Below are 20,641 nucleotides of genomic sequence, written 5' to 3' on the forward strand. Positions count from 1 at the left end.
ACCATGCTAGTGAATAAAACGGCGGAGCCGCTGGCGGCCCGCGCCGGGGCGACCCCTAATCTGCGCTGGGCATTTATGCTGGTCACCAGCCTGTTCTTTATGTGGGGGCTCTCTTACGGCCTGCTCGATGTTCTCAATAAACACTTTCAGGAGACCCTGCACGTCACCAAAGCGCAGTCCGGTTTACTGCAGGCGGCCTATTTTGGCGCCTACTTCCTGGTGGCGCTGCCCGCCGGCTATTTTATGGATAAACGCGGTTATAAAGCGGGGATCCTGGTCGGTTTGTGCCTGTATGCGCTTGGCGCGCTGCTGTTTGTGCCGGCGGCGAGCGTGAATAGCTTTGCGCTATTCCTCTTCGCGCTGTTTGTGATTGCCTGTGGATTAGGCTGCCTTGAGACCGCGGCGAACCCTTATGCGACGGTACTTGGCGATAGTAAAGGCGCCGAGCGGCGGTTGAATCTGGCGCAGTCGTTTAACGGACTGGGGCAGTTTATTGGCCCGCTGATCGGCGGCACGCTGTTCTTTTCAGCCACTCAGAGCGATACCGGCGATCAGAGCTCGGTAAAAATCACCTATGTCGCTATCGCCGTGCTGGTGCTGGCCATCGCGCTGCTGTTCCGCCGCACGCCGATGCCGGATATTCGCGAAGAGGAGGGCTGTCAGCAAGAAGCGGCACAAGGGCTGTGGCAGCATCGCCACTTTACCGGCGGGGTCATCGCCCAGTTCTTTTACGTTGCCGCGCAGGTCGGCGTGGGGGCGTTCTTTATCAACTATGCGACCGAGCACTGGCATGGCGTGACAAACCAGCACGCTTCCTATCTGCTGTCGATTGCGATGATTAGCTTTATGGTCGGTCGTTTCTTTAGTACCTGGCTGATGGGGCGGGTGCAGGCGGCGACGCTGCTGATGGTTTACTCGCTGGTCAATATCGTGCTCTGTGGTCTGGTGATGATGAGCATTGATGGCGTGTCGGTGGTGGCGCTGATTGCGGTCTTCTTTTTTATGTCGATTATGTTCCCGACCATTTTCGCGCTGGGCGTTAAAAATATGGGCAGCCATACCAAACGCGCCAGCTCGTTTATGATTATGGCCATCGTCGGCGGGGCGATTATGCCTTACTTCATGGGGGCGCTGGCCGACCGCTACAGTACCGCGTTGGCCTATGGGTTGCCGCTGCTATGCTTCCTGGTGGTGCTGTGGTACGGCATGAGCCAACGACGCGCGTAAGCGGCAAAATTAGCTAAAAAGGCGGAGGAGACCCTCCGCCTTTTTCTTTTTTGTCGCGCCGGTGGTAAATTTTGCTCAGAATGACGGGTTTACCCTAAATAATTCGAGTTGCAGGAAGGCGGCAAGTGTGTGAATCCCCAGGAGCATAGATAACTATGTGACTGGGGTGAGCGCACGCAGCCAACGCACGTGCAACTTGAAGAATGACGGGTATAAACTGCTGTTTAATATGCTTTGTAACAATTTCGACTAGAATATATACCAGATTTGGCTGGTCGTATTAGCGTGGGTTTTTAAGAATACGCACTAACGATTGCAGTGAACCTTTGGGAGTACAAACAATGCAAGAGAATTATAAGATTCTGGTTGTGGATGACGACATGCGCCTGCGCGCGCTGCTGGAACGTTATCTGACCGAGCAGGGCTTCCAGGTTCGTAGCGTGGCGAACGCCGAACAGATGGATCGCCTGCTGACCCGTGAATCCTTCCACCTGATGGTGCTGGATCTGATGCTGCCGGGCGAAGATGGTTTATCTATCTGCCGCCGTCTGCGTAGCCAGAGCAACCCGATGCCGATCATTATGGTGACGGCGAAAGGGGAAGAAGTGGACCGTATCGTGGGCCTGGAAATCGGCGCCGATGATTACATTCCTAAACCGTTTAACCCGCGCGAACTGCTGGCCCGTATCCGCGCCGTGCTGCGCCGCCAGGCGAACGAGCTGCCGGGCGCGCCATCGCAAGAAGAAGCGGTGATTGCTTTTGGCAAGTTCAAACTGAACCTCGGCACCCGCGAGATGTTCCGTGAAGATGAGCCGATGCCGCTCACCAGCGGTGAGTTCGCGGTATTAAAAGCGCTGGTTAGCCATCCGCGCGAGCCGCTGTCCCGCGATAAGCTGATGAACCTTGCTCGCGGCCGCGAATACTCGGCGATGGAGCGCTCCATCGACGTACAAATCTCCCGCCTGCGCCGCATGGTGGAAGAAGATCCGGCGCACCCGCGCTACATCCAGACCGTTTGGGGACTGGGCTACGTCTTCGTACCGGACGGTTCTAAGGCATGAAGCGCGTGCGTTTTTCGCCGCGAAGCTCATTTGCCCGCACCCTGTTACTGATCGTCACCCTGCTGTTCGTCAGCCTGGTGACGACCTATCTGGTGGTGCTGAATTTCGCGATCCTGCCGAGCCTGCAGCAGTTTAACAAGGTGTTGGCATACGAAGTCCGTATGCTGATGACCGATAAACTGCAGCTGGAAGACGGCACTCAACTGGTGGTACCGCCGGCGTTTCGCCGCGAAATTTACCGCGAGCTGGGGATTTCGCTCTATTCCAATGAGGCGGCGGAAGACGCAGGCCTGCGCTGGGCGCAGCATTATGAATTCTTAAGCCAGCAGATGGCGCACCAGCTTGGCGGGCCGACCGAAGTGCGGGTTGAGGTCAACAAAAGCTCGCCGGTGGTGTGGCTGAAGACCTGGCTGTCGCCGAATATCTGGGTGCGGGTACCGCTGACTGAAATCCATCAGGGCGATTTCTCGCCGCTGTTCCGCTATACGCTGGCGATAATGCTGCTGGCCATTGGCGGCGCGTGGCTATTTATCCGTATCCAGAACCGGCCGCTGGTCGACCTTGAACATGCCGCGCTGCAGGTCGGGCGCGGGATTATTCCGCCGCCGCTGCGCGAATACGGCGCGTCGGAAGTGCGTTCGGTGACCCGCGCCTTCAACCATATGGCCGCCGGGGTCAAACAGCTGGCGGATGACCGTACGCTGCTGATGGCCGGGGTCAGTCACGATTTGCGCACGCCGCTGACGCGGATCCGGCTGGCGACGGAGATGATGGGCGAGCAGGACGGCTATCTCGCCGAGTCGATCAATAAAGATATCGAAGAGTGCAACGCCATCATCGAGCAGTTTATTGATTACCTGCGCACCGGCCAGGAGATGCCGATGGAGCTTGCGGATCTCAACGCCGTGTTAGGCGAAGTGATCGCCGCCGAAAGCGGCTACGAGCGGGAAATCGCCACCGATCTGCAGGCCGGAGAAATTCCGCTGCGCCTGCATCCGCTGTCGATCAAACGCGCGTTAGCCAATATGGTGGTGAACGCCGCTCGTTACGGTAAGGGCTGGATTAAAGTCAGCAGCGGCAGCGAAGCCAGCCGCGCCTGGTTCCAGGTGGAAGATGACGGCCCGGGGATTAAACCGGAACAGCGCGAACATCTGTTCCAGCCGTTTGTGCGCGGTGATAGCGCCCGTAGCACCAGCGGCACCGGGCTGGGGCTGGCGATAGTGCAGCGTATTATCGACAATCATAACGGTCGCCTGGAGATTGGCACCAGCGAACGCGGCGGCCTGCTGATCCGCGCCTGGCTACCGATTCCGGTGCATCGCGCGTTGTCGCCGGCGAAGCCCGCGAAAGAGAGTTGATTAGCGTATAAATATAAAAAAGCCGGGCATCGCCCGGCTTCAGACTGCTGACAAAGAAGGAAAAAGCGTGGTTTTTCCTTCTTTGTGGTTATCAGCCGAAAATCAATAAATTGATTTTCCTTGTTATTTGTCTCTTGCAATCTGTAAGTTCAATGGTTGCATGAGGTTTGTCATCAATCTCAAGCCGGGCATCGCCCGGCTTTGTTGTCTCTGCGACCTGATTAACGCTTCGGACCAGCCGCAACCAGCGCAGCGCCGGCCGGGGTATCGGTATACTTCTCGAAGTTCTCAATAAACAGTTTCGCCAGCTGATCGGCTTTCTCCTGCCACTGCTCCGGAGAACCGTAGGTATTACGCGGGTCGAGGATATGGGTATCGACGCCCGGCAGCTCGGTTGGGATCTGCAGGTTGAACATCGGCAGAGTGAAGGTTTCGGCGTTATCCAGCGAACCGTCGAGGATGGCGTCGATAATCGCGCGGGTATCTTTAATTGAGATACGTTTGCCGGTACCGTTCCAACCGGTGTTGACCAGGTAGGCCTGGGCGCCGGAAGCCTGCATGCGTTTTACCAGCACTTCAGCGTACTGCGTCGGGTGCAGCGACAGGAACGCGGCGCCGAAGCAGGCGGAGAAGGTTGGGGTCGGCTCGGTGACGCCGCGCTCGGTACCGGCCAGCTTGGCGGTAAAGCCAGACAGGAAGTGGTACTGAGTCTGGTCAGCGGTCAGACGTGAAACCGGCGGCAATACGCCAAAGGCGTCGGCGGTCAGGAAGATGACCTTGGTAGCGTGACCGGCTTTCGACACCGGCTTAACGATATTTTCGATATGGTCGATCGGGTAGGAGACGCGGGTGTTCTCGGTCTTCGAACCGTCATCAAAATCGATGGTGCCGTCAGCCAGTACCACGACGTTTTCCAGCAGCGCATCGCGGCGGATCGCGTGATAGATATCCGGCTCGTTGGCTTCCGACAGCTTAATGGTCTTCGCGTAGCAGCCGCCTTCGAAGTTAAACACGCCGTCATCATCCCAACCGTGCTCGTCATCGCCAATCAGGCGGCGTTTCGGGTCGGTGGAGAGGGTGGTTTTACCGGTGCCGGACAGGCCGAAGAACACGGCGACATCGCCTTTTTCTCCGACGTTAGCGGAGCAGTGCATCGAAGCGATGCCCTGCAGCGGCAGCAGGTAGTTCATGATCGAGAACATCCCTTTCTTCATTTCGCCGCCGTACCAGGTGCCGCCGATAAGCTGGATGCGCTCGGTCAGGTTGAAAGCCACGAAGTTTTCGGAGTTCAGACCCTGCTCTTTCCACTGCGGGTTGGTGCACTTCGCGCCGTTCATGACGATAAAGTCCGGCTCGAAGGCTGCCAGCTCTTCTTCGCTCGGGCGAATGAACATGTTCTTAACAAAGTGTGCCTGCCAGGCGACTTCAGTAATAAAGCGCACGCTGAGGCGGGTGTCGGCGTTGGCGCCGCAGAAGGCGTCGACGATAAACAGGCGTTTGCCCGACAGCTGGTGAGTCACCAGGCCTTTCAGGTGCTGCCAGGTTTCCTGGGAGAGCGGCTTGTTGTCGTTCTTGCCATTGCCTTTATCAGACCACCACACGGTATCGCGAGTGGTATCGTCACGGACGATATATTTATCTTTCGGCGAACGGCCGGTGAAAATGCCGGTATCGACGGCGATGGCGCCAAGATTGGTTAATACGCCACGCTCATAACCTTCCAGTTTCGGGTCGAGCTCTTCCTGATACAGCGTATCGAAGCTCGGGTTGTGGACAATTTCCTGGACGTCATTGATACCGTAAGCCTTGAGATCCTGCGGGGTTAAACTATTAACGCGCATGTCACTGCTCCTTAGCCAATATGTACTGCTTTAAATTGTAGGGTTTCTTTCAGGGAATAGACCGCGACCAGGCTCATAGATTTACGTATCTCGACAAACGCCTTTCTTACGAAAAACACAGTGACTCCTGTCACGAAGTGCGCGTGATTATCTCAGGAAAACGGCCGCAGGTGGCGATAGATGTTTCCGAATGGTTAAAAAGTAATTAAAAAAACTGCTGAAATGTGAATGTAATCGCTTTCTTGAAAGAAAGTTACGTAACTCTTTCAGTGAAAATCGATTCAACACGCGGTCGAAATAGTTGACGCCAGGCGCGGCGGGTTAGAAAAAACCGGCACGCCCGGCGAGAGGGGCGATTAGTGTACCTGCGGATCCGCCGGCGAGGCGTTATTGCGGATCTCGGCGATGTCCATCGCGTTGAACAGATAATGATTACCGCAGTAGTCGCAATGCATATCAATTTCGCCTTCGTCGGCGAGGATGCTGTCGACTTCTTCATCCGGCAGCGTCTTCAGCGCATCGGCGCAGCGCTGGCGAGAACAGGTGCATTTGAACTCGACGTCTTGCGGGTCGTATACCGTCACCTCTTCCTCATGGTACAGGCGCCATAATACATCGGTCGCTGGCAGGGTGAACAGCTCTTCCGCCTTGATGGTCTCGGTCAGGGTCGCCAGATGCTCGAAGTCGTTAAGCTGCGCGTCCTGAGCCGGCATCACCTGCAGCAGCATGCCGCCGGCCACCGCTTTACCGTCGTGCTCGCCGGTACGAATAAACAGACGGGTCGGCAGCTGTTCGGAACGCTGGAAGTAATCTTCCAGGCATGCCGCCAGGGTATCGCCTTCCAGGCCAACAACGCCCTGATAGCGCTCGCCTTCCTGTGGAGAGATGGTAATGACCAGATAGCCGCTGCCGACCAGCGTTTTCAGGTCTGCGCCTTCCGGGATTTCACCCTGAACGCGAGCGACGCCGCGCAGCTGCTGCTGGTTATTGCCGTTGATCACCGCCAGCGAGAGCGGGCCGTCGCCCTGCAGCTGAACGGTAATATCGCCGGCGAACTTCAGCGTGGCGGTCAGCAGGCTGGTGGCGACCAGCAGCTCCGACAGCACGGTTTTCACCGGCTGCGGGTAGCTATGGTTGGCCAGGATCTGTTCCAACGTGTCCGATACGGTGACCAGTTCACCGCGCACGGCATAGTTTTCAAACAGATAACGATGTAATTGATCGTGTTGAGTCATAATCATCTCTCTTGCTGGCGGCAGCGCTATTCGCTGTCGCCGTGTTTAAATCTCATCAGGTCGCGGCGCTCTTTTTTGTCCGGACGTCTGTCTGGGTGCGGCATCGTGAGCGCATTCAGCTTACGCGCCAGCGCCACTTTTTCGCGCTTCTCGATACTCTCCGCCGTCTCTTCGTACAGCATGACGGCTTCGCTGGCTGGCCTGCGCTGTTCGGTAACGCTTTTGACGATAACGGTGCGCTCGTCGTTGCCCTGGCGCAGGGTCAGGGTGGCATTCAGCTCGACGATTTTGCTCGGCTTACTACGTTGTCCGTTGTAGTGCACCTTGCCGCCTTCAACCATTTCGCGCGCAATGGCGCGAGTTTTATAAAAGCGGGCTGCCCAAAGCCATTTGTCCAGCCTGACGCTTTCAGCGGGCTTATCTTTCATGGCCTCTCCTCCGGAGTCAGGGAAGGGATCAGCCGCCGGTAATCGTTCACGCCAGGATGGCGGGCATACTGTTTTTCCGCCAGGCCGGAATCCGGATTGGTGACGCCCAGGCAATAACGAATGCCGAACTGCGCCGCCGCGTCCAGGATAGCCTCGCTGTCATCGACAAACAGCGTTTTGCGCGCATCAAGGCCGGTTTCTTCCGCCACCGCGCGCCACAGGCGCTGATCCTCTTTCGGATAACCAAATGTGTGGGTGGAAAGTAATAAATCAAGGTGCGCGTCCAGACCGGTGTGCTTAAGCTTCACCGCCAGATTATGCGGGTGCGCGTTGGTCAGCAGGATGCGGCGCTTGCCGCTGGCCCGCAGCGCATCAAGGAATGGCACGGTATCTTCCCGCAGTTTTGCCCGCGGTCCCTGCTCGCTGGTCATCGCACAAATATCCAAACCCAGTCGCTCGCTCCAGTAATCAAGACAGTACCAGTTTAGCGTATGCTGCACGGCGTGATACTCCTGGTGCATTGCCGCTTTGGCTTCCTGCAGGTTGAGTCCGCGCGCGGCGCCCCAGGTTTCCGGGACCAATTTTTGCCAGAAGTAGTTGTCGAAGGCGAGGTCGAGCAGCGTACCATCCATATCCAGCAGAACGGTATCAACCTCCTGCCACGCGATATTGATTTGCATGGTGAGTCTCCAGCGAGGGGGAAATGCGCGACAGGGTATCACACCCTGTCGCGCAGGAATTAATCTTGATGATCCGGGGAAGGGATAAGAACCGGATTCAGGCAGCTTTCATAATATTTTTGAATTTCTTCCATGCGCAGGCGCTGGCGCTGATAGCGGCGGATCGCCTGCACGCCGTGCCACGACATACAACCAAGCATCGCCAGCAGCAGCAGAGTGGTGCCAAGATAGCGCCACAGCCCGCTGCGATCGGGAATGCGGTGCAGGTTGATATGCTGGGTGCCATTGGCGTCGGTATAAAGATTAGTGACAATTCCCTCCGCATGGAATGGCGTGTGCATCAACATGCCCGCCAGGCGCTGCAGCTCGCCCCACTGCTCGTGGGCGGGATAATCGTACAGGCTGATAGCCGGCCACGGCTGATTGACCAGTTCGCTGCCTTCATCGCTGGCGATCAGGAATCCGCCAGGGGCCGGGCTATTTAGCGCCTGCGCCGCGCGCGAGGTTTCACGCATCACAAACGGCGCGGTGGAGGTGGTCACCAGATTCTCCAGCGATTCGGCGCTTACCGGGCGCAGCAACACGTTCACCCCATCGAGCTTACCGGCGGTGGCGCGTTTGGTTAGCGCTTCCCAGTTGCGGGTATTGCCAAGGTTGACCAGCGCGTTCTTCAGACGCACGCAGTCATCTTTCGCCGAGCAGAGATCGTTGGTTTTCAGCACGATATCGCCGAAGTCATCCAGCAGCACCATTCCTGATTTCTGAATTGCCGAACGTAATGCCGGGCTAACGTGCGAATCGTCGTCCGGGTCAGGATGCAACTGGCGCTGTACCGCCTGGACCAGCGCCGTGGCCTTCCCGACGATATCGGACTCCGGCAGCGGCAGGGGAGGCGCGTCGTTCCAGATGATCTGCGAACAGTCGAACGGCGTAAACGGTGACGCGTCTTTCGCGCTCCAGGCGCCCGGCGTACGGATGTTGCACATCCCGGTACCTTTTAATTGCAGCGTGTCGCCGATGCGGACTTTCGCCTTCTCAAGCTGGCCGACGGTGGTGGCTTCGATGGTCTGCGCCCCCTTAAGCCAGGAGAGCGTGAATTTAAAGGGCATATTCAGCGGGACGCTAATCCACAGCATGATAACGACCAGCAGCGCGCCGGCGGCGATAATCGCGCTGCGTAGCCAGTACTGCAGCGGGAAGTTTTTCACTTCATCGTGCAGCGACAGGAAGCGCCCCTGGCGAACCACATGGCGGTTAAGATAAATATCAATATCGGTTTGCTGCCCCAGGTCCTGGGCGATCCACGGTTGCCAGTGGCGCGGATAGATAAGGTCGATAATCCCCAGCGAAATATTATTGACGTGTTCCTGATCGTTCTCGCCAAACAGTCCCCAGCGTTTCGGCATTCCGCGCAGGCAGTGGATCTCGCGTAGCGAACCGGCCAGCGGCGGCGCATAGATGCCCCATAAGCCCGCTGCCAACAACAGTACGCCGCCGCCGAGCAGCCACGGCGCAAAGACGTCAGGGGAGATCAGGCAGCAATAGAACAGCAGGAAGGCTGCGACGATCATGATCCCTTCGCGCAGGCTGTCAGGACGGCTGAGAGCATGCTCTTCCTGAGTTTCCTGGCGGATGTTCAGCAGCTCGACCTGCTCGCTCTCCTCACCGCGAATCGACGCCTGGGTAGCCGATGCGCGTTCAAGCGCGTAGCTGCGGGCTTCCTGCGGATAGTCGCGCAAGGTGTGGTCATTGAGAACAATCACCAGCGGCAGGCTGTCGGTTGGGATCAGCGAGACGCTGTTCTCGTCGTTGATATGCTGTTCCCAGAACGGCGGCAGGTGAACCTCCACCGAGTCGAGGAAGTATCGCCATTTGTTGGGCTCATCAGACGAAATGCCATAGCGGGTGACGGCGCGGGTGACGGTATAAACGGTGTCGCTCTGCTCATTCAGTTTCAGGGCGACAGGCGCGACGCTGGCGCCTGTCGCCGGTACCTGTTGCGACTGGCTGAGGCCATTGAGATACTTTTCGACCGCCTGGCGTTCATCATCAGAAAGCTTGCGGGTCGTCGCGTCGCTAAAGGCTTGCAGTAAGGGGAGGCGACGACGTCTGGCATGAGATCGATACCACCACCCGATAAGCAAGACACAGAGTAGCAGAGCTGTGAAAAAGGTCAGAAAGGTGCCCATGCCCATCCCATCGTCATAGTAATTTTAATTGTTTATCGGCACATGTTGTCTAATGCAGGAAATTTTATTGTGCAATGCAGCAGCATGTAAGCTTATCAAAAACGGGAAAACTCAGGAATCGGTAAATTCTCAAAACAAATTCAACCTATTGACTTTTTTATCTTTATGAATCTTTGCATTGCAAGCAAAACGTTGCAACTATGTAAATTAGTGGCAATTTGGATTGCCGAAACCGTGCTGCGTATCGCACAATGACTTCTGTAATCACAGCATAGACCGATGACAATGAGCAAATCATTACAAAAACCCACCATTCTCAACGTTGAAACGGTAGCGCGTTCGCGTCTTTTTAATGTTGAAAGCGTGGACCTGGAGTTCAGCAACGGCGTGCGTCGCGTTTATGAACGCATGCGGCCCACCGCGCGTGAAGCCGTAATGATTGTGCCGATTGTTGACGACCACATTATTTTAATCCGCGAATATGCGGTCGGCACCGAATCCTACGAGCTGGGTTTCTCCAAAGGGCTTATCGACCCTGGCGAAACCGCCATGGAAGCCGCCAACCGCGAGCTGAAAGAAGAGGTGGGTTTCGGCGCCCGTCAATTGACCTTCCTGAAGAAGCTCAGCATGGCGCCATCTTATTTCTCCAGCAAAATGAACATCATGGTGGCGGAAGATCTCTATCCGGAATCGCTGCCGGGCGATGAGCCGGAACCGCTACCGCAGGTGCGCTGGCCGCTGTCGCAGCTGATGTCGCTACTGGAAGAAGAAGACTTCAATGAAGCGCGTAACGTCAGCGCGCTGTTTCTGGTGCGTGAATGGCTACAGGCGCAGGGGCGTTTGTAAGCGGCTAACATTGTTGTCGCCATCGTCAAAGCCATTTTCGCTGAAAGTGGCTTTGACTTAAACCTGCTGGAAACATTGCTGGCGCTTTACTGATGGTGAAGAAAACGAAAGTTATGCCAAACTTAGTACGTGAATAATTGAAGCGGTAATACAAGGAATAAGAACTAACATTACAGATGTCTTCCAGAAAAAACAGAATTTCTTCATCCATTCTATTGATAATGTTGGTTTTTGTAAGAAGAATGAATATGCGTTGCTTTCTTTTGTGATGAAAAGGATTTTTTTATTTTCTTTTAATCCCAGAAAGAAACGTGATACAGGATAAGCTCCAAAAAAACCAGTCATCGATTGGATGTTGTATAGCATTGGGAATTCAAGCTTGCTTGCTAAATAACTTTCTAAGATGGCACTATATTCTTTTCTGTGAGAAATGAATATGAAATACGAGACGATCATTAACAGGATGCCTATCACACAACAAATCAATAACGCATAGCTCAGGTATTGCATATTACTAGTATCCTGTTAATTCCAATATTTTTTTTGACGAGTACTCGCCGAATTTACCACCTATATATCCTCCGGCAAGACCCCCGATAATCGCGCATGGCAATGCCCCCGTTCCAGCTGTTGCTAGCCCTACGCCCACGCAAAGGGCTACTGCGCCGGTGGAGCCATAAGCACCTCCGGCTAAACCTAACGTCGTGCTTGCACCAAATTTAAAATATTCTTTAAATGCTGTATTACCACATTCACTTTCTCTTCCAGTAGTACAAAGATTTTATAATGTTATTTGTTGCCCCAGCAAACGAAAATGCAATGCCAATATATCCGCCATACTTTAAAAAGCGGGCCGCTCTGGCAGCATTACCGGTATAGGTGGAATATCCAGGGATAGCACCTACTCCAACCGTTGACCATTCATGGACAATTGAACGACTGGATAGGTTTAATGCTCTTCGCATATCCTCATATGGCCGGAATTTGATTGAGTGTTTTGCTAAATATTTAATAATAGGTTTATTAACTAATATTTTAAGTTCAGCCAGTAGTTGATTTCTCTCAACAAAAAACTGTTGTCCTATAAGCGTACCTTGCGTCCGAAACTGATTTTGATAGCTGGCCTCTATTTTTTTTAGCGTGGTTTCTATAGCTTTGAAGTATTTTTCTCCAGCATCCCCGATAGCGCCAAAAATTTTATCTCCTGCAGTCGTTATTCCGGCAATCATTCCATAGTTTCTTTGAAGAAAACTGGCCTCATCGGTACTGACTCCTACCAGATTGTTATTTACCTGTTGTTTTGCCTGATGGAGCAAACGGAGTGTCTGTTCTGTCATCGTGCTATTTGGGTCGGCGACAATGAGTATTTGCCCGGGTTTGACCCAGGGCGTACCTGCATTTAGCTGTTCAAAGTAACGCGCGGCACTGCTATTGCGGTTTCGGAATAACAACCCAGCTTGAAGAGATATAGAGCCCGGCTGTTCGACTATACAGTAACCAGGAGCTAGTTTTCTTGACATAAAAAATCCTTGTCTTAGTTGTTTCCATGGAAAGGGACATCGGAAGTTTTTTAGAACAGTAAGCCTTTTTTTGTCTGAGATAGCAATGATAGAAGGCCATCAGCAACCTGAGAGCCTGCTGGAATTCCTTGCCCATAAAAAAACTGCACCTTACTTCGTTGGGTGTCCAACTTTTCGGGTGCAGTTCATTTCGGCGGTTTTTTTGCTGCTCTCAGGCCACCTTTTAGAAAGTGGTTTTCACTAGAACAACTCGTGGGTTTCGCCACCGCTATCGGTAATGGTGGTGCCGACTTCGCGCACCGCCTGATGGGTAGGCTGCGTGCCCTCGATGAAGTACTCGGCGCGGCTATTGCCGCCGTTAGCCAGTTGACCTGTACTGCGGTCGATATTCACCGTCACAATACCCGGCGGCGGCGTTAACGGCTCTTCCGGCACGCCTTCCAGCACCCGTTTCATAAAATCATCCCAAGCCGGTTGGGCGCTTTTAGCGCCGCCTTCATAACCCGAAATCTGATCTTTAATCGCGCCGGAAGCGGTGGTACGGCCCAAATCGCGACGGTGGTCATCGAAACCAATCCACACCGAAGTCACTACGCCCGGACCGTAGCCGGAGAACCACGCGTCTTTCGAGCTGTTGGTGGTACCGGTTTTGCCGCCGATATCATGACGCTGCAGATCGCGGCCCGCACGCCAGCCGGTGCCCATCCAGCCCGGTTCGCCGAAAATATTGGTATTCAGCGCGCTCTTAATCAAGAAGGCCAGCGGCGTGTTGATAACATGCGGGGCATACTCCGGCGCGCCGCTTTGCGCGACCAGCGACTGATTAGCCTGCTCAAGCTGCGGCTGCGGCGGGACGTCGCCGTTTTGCGGCTCCTGAGAGGTGGCGACCTCTTCGACATCCTGGTTTTCCAGCACGTTGGATTTCGGCGTATCGCCGTAGATCACCGGCGAATTACACTGCGGACAGGCGACCTTAGGCCGCTCTTCAAACAGCACGCCGCCCTGGTCGTTCTCGATCTTGCTAATGAAGTACGGGTTAATCAGGAAGCCGCCGTTAGCCATTACCGAGTAGCCGCGGGCGACCTGTAGCGGGGTAAAGGAAGCGGAACCCAGCGCCAGTGATTCGGTATGGACGATGTTCTGCGCCGGGAAGCCGAAACGCTGCAGATACTCTGCCGCATAATCGACGCCCATTGCGCGCATCGCGCGCACCATCACCACGTTCTTCGACTGACCTAATCCCTGACGCAAACGAATAGGGCCGGCGTACTGCGGCGGCGAGTTTTTCGGCCGCCAGTCGGAGCCCGCGCCGGCATCCCAGCGGGAGATCGGCACATCGTTAAGCATACTGGCGAGGGTTAAGCCTTTGTCCATCGCCGCGGTATAAAGGAACGGCTTGATATTGGAGCCAACCTGACGTAGCGCCTGGGTAGCGCGGTTGAATTTACTCTGATTGAAGTCAAAGCCGCCGACCAGAGCGATAATCGCGCCATTTTGCGGGTTGATAGAGACCAGCGCGGAGTTCACTTCCGGCACCTGCGACAGCCACCATTTGTCGCCCTCTTTGCGCACCCAAATTTGCTGCCCGGTCTGAATGACGTCGGTCACTTTGCGCGGCGTCGAGCCTTGTTGCGTATCGGAAACGTAGCGACGCGCCCAGCGGACGCCATCCATCGTTAACGCCACCGACGTGCCGTTGCCCAGCAACGCGACGGCTTCCTGCGGGTTCGCGGAGGTGACTACCGCCGGCGCCAGCGGGCCGACGCCCGGCAGTTTTTTCAGCGTATCGAGGATTTTTTTGTTATCCCACGGGGTCTCGCCAACTTTCCACAGCACGTTGGCCGGGCCGCGATAGCCGTGGCGCATGTCGTAATCGAGCACGTTTTTACGCACCGACTGCTGAGCGGCCTGCTGGTTTTTACGCGTGATGGTGGTGTAGACGCGATAGCCGTCTTCGTAGGCCTGCTCGCCGTAGCGGTTGACCATCTCCTGACGCACCATTTCGCTCAGATACGGGGCGGAGAAGGCGATTTCCGGCGTGTGGTAGCTGGCGTCAATCGCCTCGCTGCGCGCCTGATCGTACTGTGCCTGGGTGATATAGCCTTCGCCCAGCATACGCGACAGCACCACGTTGCGACGCGAGGTCGCGCGATCCAGCGAATAGAGCGGGTTAAAGGTGGAAGGCGCTTTTGGTAGACCGGCGATGACCGCCATTTCGCTCAGCGTCAGCTGATCGACCGTTTTACCGAAGTAAACCTGCGCGGCGGCGCCGACGCCATAGGCGCGGTAGCCGAGGTAAATTTTATTGAGGTAAAGATCGAGAATTTCGTCTTTATTCAGCAGCTGTTCGATGCGGATCGCAAGGAAAACCTCTTTGATCTTACGCGTTATCGTTTTTTCCGGGCTGAGGAAGAAGTTACGCGCAAGCTGCTGAGTAATGGTACTGGCGCCCTGCGAGGCATGGCCTGAGAACATCGCCACGCTGGCGGCGCGGAAAATCCCCACCGGATCGACGCCATGATGCTCATAGAAGCGGCTATCTTCAGTCGCGATAAACGCTTTTATCAGCTCCGGCGGCATCTGCTGCAGAGTGACGGGGATGCGGCGCTTTTCGCCATATTGCGCAATGAGCTCGCCGTCCGCGCTATAAACCTGCATCGGGATCTGCAAGCGCACATCCTTTAAGGTCGCGACGTCGGGGAGTTGCGGCTCTATAAATTTGTAGAGGCCATAAATCGAGCCTGCTCCCAGCAGAACGCAACAAACTGCAAGGATAAAAAGATACTTTACGAACTTCACCGGAGAATTCCCATTTAGTTTTATTTGGGCAGTTTATAAACAAACGCGCGGTAGTATAAAGGCAAGCCAGGAGCATTGATATACCCCCACGGGGCGGCTTGCTGGCGCTATGTCTTCCAGACGGCGTGTCGATCGACGCTAAAAGCCCCCATTTCGCCACATGGTATATCCAGGCTGCTCCTTGAATCGCAATCGCGGATAAGGAGATCTAAGCATGACTTTCAGAAATTGGCGTATAGGAATTCACATTCAACAGGATAGCGTCGCCATAGTGGCACTATTGTACGAACGTGGACGCTGGGCGTTACGTCGCTGGTGGCGAATTCCGCTGCCGCCCGGCCTGGTGGCGCAGGGCAGCATCGTTGACATCAATGAGGCGGTGAAGCGGTTACGTGATTGGCGCCGCGAGCTGCCGTTACAGCATCAGGTGTGCATTGCGCTTCCTGCCAGCCGTACGCTGCAAAAGCAGTTGCCGGCGCCACAGGTGTCGCTGCGGGAAAACGAAAGAGCGATGTGGATAGCGGGTACGATGGCGCGTCAGCTGGAAATGCCTGCCTCTTCGCTGTGTATCGATTACACCGCCCGCGCGGCTAACGATGGCTGGCAGGCGACGGCGGCTCAGCGTTTGGATATCGACGCGCTGCGTCAACTGGCTCGGCGGCTGAAGCTGCGCCTGGCGGCGATCGTGCCGGATGCGGCTGCTCTCACTTCTTTTTTTCCCTGGCTTACTGACGCGACTCAGGGATTGGTCTGGCAGGGGGACGCGGAGTGGTTATGGGCGACCCAGGAGCGCTGGGGCTATTGTCCATGCGCTGAAGCCCCCTCTTTCTCGCACTTAACCTCGCGCCTCAACGATGAACAGTTCCAGCTCTGTAGCAGCCTGCCGTTGGCGGAAAATAGCTTTGATTGCTGGAGCGTAATCCACCGCCTGCAGCCGCCGCTTCCCGCCTGCGGCGATCGCTTTGCTATCGCGCTTGGTTTGGCGCTGGGAGGTAAATAACCATGGCGCAGCCGATTAATCTTCTACCGTGGCGCGAGACGCGACGGCGGCAACGCTTGCGTCTGGGCGGGCTGCTGGCGGTGGCGATGGCGCTAAACATCGCCGCCCTGACAATAGCGACGCGCGCGTTGCGTCAGATGGACGCGGCGCAGCAGGCGATGCGCGTCCAAGCCGACAATCTGCTTTATTCCATGCTGTTGCAACGCGAGCGGGAGATGCGCGAAGAAATACAGCGCGGTGAGCGACAGGCACGGCAAGCGCAGCGGCGAGCCGAAATGCAGGCCTGGCAGACACGATTGCTCACGTTAGCGTCGCTGTTGCCGGAGCCGCTGTGGTTAACCAGACTGGACTACCAACCGCAGGGCATCACCCTCAGCGGCCTGGCGCTGAACCTCAAGGCGGTGGTGGCGCTGGAAAAGGCGCTTGGCAAGCTGGAGGGGTTTCAACCGGCGATGGCAGGAGGAACGCATCGCGATACACAGGGACGCTGGTCATTTAGTTTTTTTCTACCTGGAGACACTGCCGATGCGGACAGCGATTGAACGCCTGCAGGCGCTGCGCGGATGGCCGTTAGCGTTACTTTGCGCCACAGTTTTGGCTGCGGCAGTGTATCTGGCGTTTTCGCTTGTTGTTGTCAGCGCTTCGCAGCCCACGCCGCCGCCCCTACAGACGCAATGGCGGCGAGTAATGCCGCTGCGGGCCACGCTGCAGCAGCGCGTGGTTGATGATTGGACGGCCCGGCGTTTTTCACCGCTGGAGCCACCCGTGGCCGGTATCTTGTTACAGGCCTGGCAACCGCGAGGGCGCGGCGGTGAGATGCTGGCGGCGGTTAACTGGCAGTCGGTGCCGCCGCTGTTCGCCTGGCTTGCCGATTGCGGGGTACACGCTAGCGCTTTTTCACTAAATGATGAAAAAGGGGTACTACAGATGTCGTTGCAACTGGAGCGCGACGATGAAATATAAAGGATACATGCTGCTGCTGGTTTGCCCGCTGCTGGCAGGAGCGCGCGATCCTTTTTTACCGGTCGAGGACCACTGCCAGACCGCGCAGCTGACGCAGTGGCGTTACGGCGGCGGGGTTGGCCGCCCGGCCCAGTGGCTGGGTCTTGTTCAGGATCATACCGGTCAGTGGCGGCGTGTACGAATTAACGACGTTTTGCCTGGCGGCTGGCGAATTCGACAGCTAACGGCAGAAACATTAACTCTGGAGGCCAATACCGGGTGTGAACCCGCACGCTGGGTCTGGTCACGTAAGGAAAGCCAACATGATGCGAAGGATAAGCCTGCTACTTCTGCTGCTGCCGCTGCTGGCCGCGGCGGCGAAAAAAGAACCGCCGGTATCGCTGGTGGTTGATGATGTACCGGTGGCCCAGGTACTGCAAAGCCTGGCGGAAATGCAACATCTTAATTTAATCGTGGCGCCGGAGGTCAGCGGCACGCTGTCGCTCCACTTAAATAGCGTCCCCTGGCAACAGGCGCTCCAGTCGGTTCTCGATAGCGCTGGACTGACAATGGCCCGTCAGGGCACGGTGTTGTACATCCACACGCTGGCGTGGCAGCAAGCGAAACGGACGCAGCAGGAAGCCGAGCAGGCTAAACGCTGGCAGAATCTGCCATTACGTAACCACAGTATCCCGCTTCGCTATGCCGACGCAGACGAACTGGCGAAATCCGGGGGCAAGCTGTTGAGCGCCCGCGGCACGATGACCGTCGATCGGCGAACTAATCGTCTGTTAATCCGCGACGACGATCGGCATCTGCCGGCGCTGAAGGCGTGGGCTGAGGAGATGGATCTGCCGGTCGGCCAGGTGGAGCTGGCGGCGCACATTGTGTCAATGAGCGCGACCAGCCTGCGTGAGCTTGGCGTGAAGTGGAGCCTGGCGGAGGCCAGCAGCACGCCGGGGATGGGGAAAATGACCAACCTGAGCAGTAATCTGGCGGTATCAGACGCGACCACCCGCGGCGGGTTTAATATCGGCCGGATTAACGGGCGGCTACTGGAGCTTGAGCTTTCCGCGCTGGAGCAAAAGCAGCAGGTGGACATCATCGCCAGTCCGCGCCTGCTGGCGTCGCATATGCAACCCGCTAGTATCAAACAGGGCAGCGAGATCCCCTATCAGGTCTCCAGCGGAGAAAGCGGCGCCACCTCGGTTGAGTTTAAAGAGGCGGTCCTGGGTATGGAGGTGACGCCGACGGTGCTACAGCAGGATCGCGTGCGCCTGAAACTGCGCATTAGCGAAAATACGCCAGGCCAGGTACTGCAGCAGGAAAACGGCGAAGCGCTGGCAATTGATAAGCAAGAGATTGAAACCTTAGTCGAGGTGAAAAGCGGCGAGACCCTGGCGCTGGGCGGTATTTTTTCGCAGAAGAATAAGTGGGCGCGCGACAGCGTGCCGTTGCTTGGCGAAATCCCCTTACTCGGGCAGTTGTTTCGCCATGATGGTAAAGATAATGAACGACGTGAACTGGTTGTCTTCATCACGCCGCGTATTCTGGCAGTACATTAAGCGGGTTTTTCATGCTAAACACGTTTCAGGTGTTTGACGCGGGGACGGATTTAGCATACAAGGGGTACCGATTTGAGAGTCGGGTACGACATCAATCCTCCCTTTATGTCCGGTGATTTTATTCTGTTGCCAAACCAGCCGGAGTATTGAGATAATTTTTAGTCTGACTCTCGCTCTATTGCATATGAGGTTTCAGTTCATGTCCTGCTGCGCTGGGTGTCTGCGAAGCGGGTTTATCATTAACGAATAGTCTTAGTAGTACCGAAAAAATGGCAGAGAAACGCAATATCTTTCTGGTTGGGCCTATGGGTGCCGGCAAAAGCACTATTGGGCGCCAGTTAGCCCAACAGCTCAACATGGAATTTTACGATTCTGATCAAGAGATTGAGAAACGCACTGGCGCAGACGTCGGCTGGGTCTTCGATGTCGAAGGCGAAGAAGGCTTCCGCGATCGTGAAGAAAAAATCATCAATGAGTTGACGGAAAAACAGGGAATCGTACTCGCCACTGGCGGCGGCTCAGTAAAATCCCGTGAAACGCGTAACCGTCTCTCCGCCCGCGGCGTGGTGGTCTACCTGGAAACAACGATCGAAAAACAACTTGCTCGTACGCAGCGCGATAAAAAGCGTCCTTTATTACAAGTAGATGCGCCGCCACGTGAAGTTCTTGAAGCGTTGGCAGATGAGCGTAATCCGCTGTATGAAGAGATTGCCGATGTGACTATCCGCACCGACGATCAAAGCGCGAAAGTCGTTGCAAACCAGATTATTCATATGCTGGAAAGCAACTGATTCTGGCTTAATAAAGTGCGTCAGAGTAAAGCAACTGAGGTGGACGTCGCGTTATGGAGAAGCTGACTGTAACTCTCGGGGAACGTAGTTACCCGATTACCATCGCGGCTGGTTTGTTTAACGATCCAGCTTCTTTTCTGCCACTGAAATCAGGCGACCAGGTTATGCTGGTCACCAATGAAACGCTGGCGCCGCTTTATCTTGATACCGTTCGCTCCGTACTGGAGCAAGCGGGTGTCAATGTCGACAGCGTGATCCTGCCGGATGGCGAGCAGTATAAAAGCCTGGCGGTGATGGATACGGTATTTACCGCGCTGTTGCAAAAACCACATGGCCGCGACACCACACTCGTGGCGCTCGGCGGCGGCGTGGTTGGCGATTTAACCGGTTTTGCCGCGGCGAGCTATCAGCGCGGCGTACGTTTTATTCAAGTTCCCACCACGCTGCTTTCGCAGGTGGACTCTTCGGTTGGCGGCAAAACGGCCGTAAACCATCCCCTCGGTAAAAATATGATTGGCGCCTTCTGGCAGCCGGTTTCCGTGGTCGTCGACCTTAATTGTCTCAAAACATTGCCGAAGCGCGAGCTCTCCTCCGGCCTGGCTGAGGTCATTAAGTACGGCATTATCCTCGACGGCGAGTTCTTCTGCTGGCTTGAAGACAACATCAATGCGCTGATGGCGCTGGATGAATCAGCGATGGCGTACTGTATTCGCCGTTGTTGTGAGCTAAAAGCCGAAGTTGTCGCTGCCGACGAGCGCGAAACCGGGTTACGTGCTTTACTGAATCTGGGACATACATTTGGTCATGCCATCGAAGCTGAAATGGGCTACGGTAACTGGCTACATGGCGAAGCTGTGGCGGCAGGAATGGTCATGGCGGCGCATACGTCCGAGCGTTTAGGGCAGTTTAGCGTGCAGGATACGCAGCGTATGATTGCGCTGTTGCAACGAGCAGGGTTGCCGGTATGCGGGCCGCAGGAAATGTCTGCAGAAGCGTACTTGCCTCACATGATGCGTGATAAAAAGGTACTGGCAGGCGAAATGCGCCTGGTATTGCCGCTCGCTATAGGAAAGAGCGAGGTCCGCGGCGGAGTGTCGCACGATGTAGTTCTTGGCGCGATTGCTGATACTCAGCAGGCGCAACAATAAGAAGGTCTAGC

The 20,641-nt window shown here is 55.7% G+C and carries 18 protein-coding genes and 1 pseudogene; 11 read left to right on the forward strand and 8 right to left on the reverse strand.

The window, feature by feature from the left end; genetic code table 11:
* The first annotated feature begins 3 nt into the window (after positions 1 to 3).
* The 3 genes from ABLV78_RS01750 (at position 4) to envZ (ending at position 3,646) form a co-directional block, all read left to right on the forward strand.
* Entirely contained in the window at positions 4 to 1,227 is a 1,224-nt protein-coding gene (locus ABLV78_RS01750) for a sugar MFS transporter (RefSeq protein ID WP_047047982.1), read from the forward strand.
* A 341-nt stretch (positions 1,228 to 1,568) separates the two neighbouring features.
* Entirely contained in the window at positions 1,569 to 2,288 is a 720-nt protein-coding gene (ompR, locus tag ABLV78_RS01755) for an osmolarity response regulator transcription factor OmpR (RefSeq protein WP_001157751.1), read from the forward strand.
* Entirely contained in the window at positions 2,285 to 3,646 is a 1,362-nt protein-coding gene (envZ, locus tag ABLV78_RS01760) for a two-component system sensor histidine kinase EnvZ (RefSeq protein ID WP_015369373.1), read from the forward strand. Before ompR ends, envZ begins: the two co-directional genes overlap by 4 nt.
* A gap of 221 nt (positions 3,647 to 3,867) precedes the next feature.
* Here envZ and pckA read toward each other — a convergent pair whose 3' ends face one another.
* The 5 genes from pckA to ABLV78_RS01785 all read right to left on the reverse strand — a co-directional run bounded on the left by pckA (position 3,868) and on the right by ABLV78_RS01785 (position 10,019).
* On the reverse strand, positions 3,868 to 5,487 hold the full coding sequence (gene pckA / locus ABLV78_RS01765) for a phosphoenolpyruvate carboxykinase (ATP) (protein ID WP_045375850.1): 1,620 nt from the start codon (positions 5,485 to 5,487) through the stop codon (positions 3,868 to 3,870).
* A gap of 356 nt (positions 5,488 to 5,843) precedes the next feature.
* Positions 5,844 to 6,722: an Hsp33 family molecular chaperone HslO gene (gene hslO, locus ABLV78_RS01770; protein ID WP_047048061.1), complete on the reverse strand. Its 879-nt coding sequence runs from the start codon at positions 6,720 to 6,722 to the stop codon at positions 5,844 to 5,846.
* A gap of 26 nt (positions 6,723 to 6,748) precedes the next feature.
* Positions 6,749 to 7,150, reverse strand: a complete 402-nt coding sequence (gene hslR / locus ABLV78_RS01775) for a ribosome-associated heat shock protein Hsp15 (protein ID WP_015369376.1) — start codon at positions 7,148 to 7,150, stop codon at positions 6,749 to 6,751.
* Positions 7,147 to 7,830 (reverse strand): GMP/IMP nucleotidase, encoded by a 684-nt coding sequence (gene yrfG, locus ABLV78_RS01780; protein ID WP_047047984.1) that lies wholly within the window; start codon positions 7,828 to 7,830, stop codon positions 7,147 to 7,149. Before yrfG ends, hslR begins: the two co-directional genes overlap by 4 nt.
* A 59-nt stretch (positions 7,831 to 7,889) precedes the next feature.
* Positions 7,890 to 10,019, reverse strand: coding sequence for an intracellular growth attenuator family protein (locus ABLV78_RS01785; protein WP_047047987.1), 2,130 nt, complete (start codon positions 10,017 to 10,019; stop codon positions 7,890 to 7,892).
* Between the two features lie 285 nt (positions 10,020 to 10,304).
* Between ABLV78_RS01785 and nudE the strand changes: the two genes are divergently transcribed.
* A complete protein-coding gene (gene nudE / locus ABLV78_RS01790; protein WP_015703662.1) occupies positions 10,305 to 10,865 on the forward strand; it encodes an ADP compounds hydrolase NudE in 561 nt (186 codons plus the stop codon).
* A 111-nt stretch (positions 10,866 to 10,976) separates the two neighbouring features.
* On the opposite strand, the gene ABLV78_RS01795 is transcribed toward nudE, so the two are convergent.
* The 3 genes and pseudogenes from ABLV78_RS01795 to mrcA form a co-directional block, all read right to left on the reverse strand.
* Positions 10,977 to 11,375: a hypothetical protein gene (locus ABLV78_RS01795; protein ID WP_015703661.1), complete on the reverse strand. Its 399-nt coding sequence runs from the start codon at positions 11,373 to 11,375 to the stop codon at positions 10,977 to 10,979.
* 4 nt (positions 11,376 to 11,379) lie between these two features.
* Positions 11,380 to 12,385, reverse strand: a pseudogene (locus ABLV78_RS01800) (hypothetical protein).
* Between the two features lie 240 nt (positions 12,386 to 12,625).
* On the reverse strand, positions 12,626 to 15,184 hold the full coding sequence (mrcA, locus tag ABLV78_RS01805) for a peptidoglycan glycosyltransferase/peptidoglycan DD-transpeptidase MrcA (protein WP_045394849.1): 2,559 nt from the start codon (positions 15,182 to 15,184) through the stop codon (positions 12,626 to 12,628).
* 214 nt (positions 15,185 to 15,398) lie between these two features.
* On the opposite strand from mrcA, the gene ABLV78_RS01810 reads away from it, so the two are divergent.
* The 7 genes from ABLV78_RS01810 (at position 15,399) to aroB (ending at position 20,630) form a co-directional block, all read left to right on the forward strand.
* A complete protein-coding gene (locus ABLV78_RS01810) occupies positions 15,399 to 16,184 on the forward strand; it encodes a type IV pilus biogenesis protein PilM (RefSeq protein ID WP_047047991.1) in 786 nt (261 codons plus the stop codon).
* Between the two features lie 2 nt (positions 16,185 to 16,186).
* A complete protein-coding gene (locus tag ABLV78_RS01815; protein WP_047047996.1) occupies positions 16,187 to 16,726 on the forward strand; it encodes a PilN domain-containing protein in 540 nt (179 codons plus the stop codon).
* Positions 16,710 to 17,147, forward strand: coding sequence for a HofO family protein (locus tag ABLV78_RS01820; protein ID WP_047047999.1), 438 nt, complete (start codon positions 16,710 to 16,712; stop codon positions 17,145 to 17,147). Before ABLV78_RS01815 ends, ABLV78_RS01820 begins: the two co-directional genes overlap by 17 nt.
* The gene (locus tag ABLV78_RS01825; protein WP_047048002.1) at positions 17,137 to 17,538 is read left to right on the forward strand and encodes a HofP DNA utilization family protein; all 402 of its coding nucleotides are present in this window, start codon (positions 17,137 to 17,139) and stop codon (positions 17,536 to 17,538) included. The genes ABLV78_RS01820 and ABLV78_RS01825 overlap by 11 nt, the downstream gene beginning before the upstream one ends.
* A complete protein-coding gene (hofQ, locus tag ABLV78_RS01830; protein ID WP_047048005.1) occupies positions 17,450 to 18,691 on the forward strand; it encodes a DNA uptake porin HofQ in 1,242 nt (413 codons plus the stop codon). The genes ABLV78_RS01825 and hofQ overlap by 89 nt, the downstream gene beginning before the upstream one ends.
* A gap of 269 nt (positions 18,692 to 18,960) precedes the next feature.
* On the forward strand, positions 18,961 to 19,482 hold the full coding sequence (gene aroK, locus ABLV78_RS01835; protein ID WP_002920267.1) for a shikimate kinase AroK: 522 nt from the start codon (positions 18,961 to 18,963) through the stop codon (positions 19,480 to 19,482).
* Between the two features lie 53 nt (positions 19,483 to 19,535).
* Positions 19,536 to 20,630, forward strand: a complete 1,095-nt coding sequence (gene aroB / locus ABLV78_RS01840; RefSeq protein WP_047048008.1) for a 3-dehydroquinate synthase — start codon at positions 19,536 to 19,538, stop codon at positions 20,628 to 20,630.
* Positions 20,631 to 20,641 lie beyond the last annotated feature (11 nt).

It is taken from the genome of Klebsiella sp. CN_Kp075 (assembly GCF_040065055.2).
Taxonomy (GTDB): Bacteria; Pseudomonadota; Gammaproteobacteria; order Enterobacterales; family Enterobacteriaceae; genus Klebsiella; species Klebsiella aerogenes.

Excerpts from the sequence above, each read along its gene's own strand:
- ABLV78_RS01785 (WP_047047987.1), bottom strand. The coding sequence starts at position 10,019 with ATGGGCACCTTTCTGACCTTTTTCACAGCTCTGCTACTCTGTGTCTTG.
- ABLV78_RS01795 (WP_015703661.1), bottom strand. The coding sequence starts at position 11,375 with ATGCAATACCTGAGCTATGCGTTATTGATTTGTTGTGTGATAGGCATC.
- pckA (WP_045375850.1), bottom strand. The coding sequence starts at position 5,487 with ATGCGCGTTAATAGTTTAACCCCGCAGGATCTCAAGGCTTACGGTATC.
- ompR (WP_001157751.1), top strand. The coding sequence starts at position 1,569 with ATGCAAGAGAATTATAAGATTCTGGTTGTGGATGACGACATGCGCCTG.
- ABLV78_RS01810 (WP_047047991.1), top strand. The coding sequence starts at position 15,399 with ATGACTTTCAGAAATTGGCGTATAGGAATTCACATTCAACAGGATAGC.
- aroB (WP_047048008.1), top strand. The coding sequence starts at position 19,536 with ATGGAGAAGCTGACTGTAACTCTCGGGGAACGTAGTTACCCGATTACC.
- ABLV78_RS01815 (WP_047047996.1), top strand. The coding sequence starts at position 16,187 with ATGGCGCAGCCGATTAATCTTCTACCGTGGCGCGAGACGCGACGGCGG.
- ABLV78_RS01750 (WP_047047982.1), top strand. The coding sequence starts at position 4 with ATGCTAGTGAATAAAACGGCGGAGCCGCTGGCGGCCCGCGCCGGGGCG.
- hofQ (WP_047048005.1), top strand. The coding sequence starts at position 17,450 with ATGATGCGAAGGATAAGCCTGCTACTTCTGCTGCTGCCGCTGCTGGCC.
- hslR (WP_015369376.1), bottom strand. The coding sequence starts at position 7,150 with ATGAAAGATAAGCCCGCTGAAAGCGTCAGGCTGGACAAATGGCTTTGG.
- hslO (WP_047048061.1), bottom strand. The coding sequence starts at position 6,722 with ATGACTCAACACGATCAATTACATCGTTATCTGTTTGAAAACTATGCC.
- aroK (WP_002920267.1), top strand. The coding sequence starts at position 18,961 with ATGGCAGAGAAACGCAATATCTTTCTGGTTGGGCCTATGGGTGCCGGC.
- nudE (WP_015703662.1), top strand. The coding sequence starts at position 10,305 with ATGAGCAAATCATTACAAAAACCCACCATTCTCAACGTTGAAACGGTA.
- ABLV78_RS01820 (WP_047047999.1), top strand. The coding sequence starts at position 16,710 with ATGCGGACAGCGATTGAACGCCTGCAGGCGCTGCGCGGATGGCCGTTA.
- yrfG (WP_047047984.1), bottom strand. The coding sequence starts at position 7,830 with ATGCAAATCAATATCGCGTGGCAGGAGGTTGATACCGTTCTGCTGGAT.
- ABLV78_RS01825 (WP_047048002.1), top strand. The coding sequence starts at position 17,137 with ATGAAATATAAAGGATACATGCTGCTGCTGGTTTGCCCGCTGCTGGCA.
- envZ (WP_015369373.1), top strand. The coding sequence starts at position 2,285 with ATGAAGCGCGTGCGTTTTTCGCCGCGAAGCTCATTTGCCCGCACCCTG.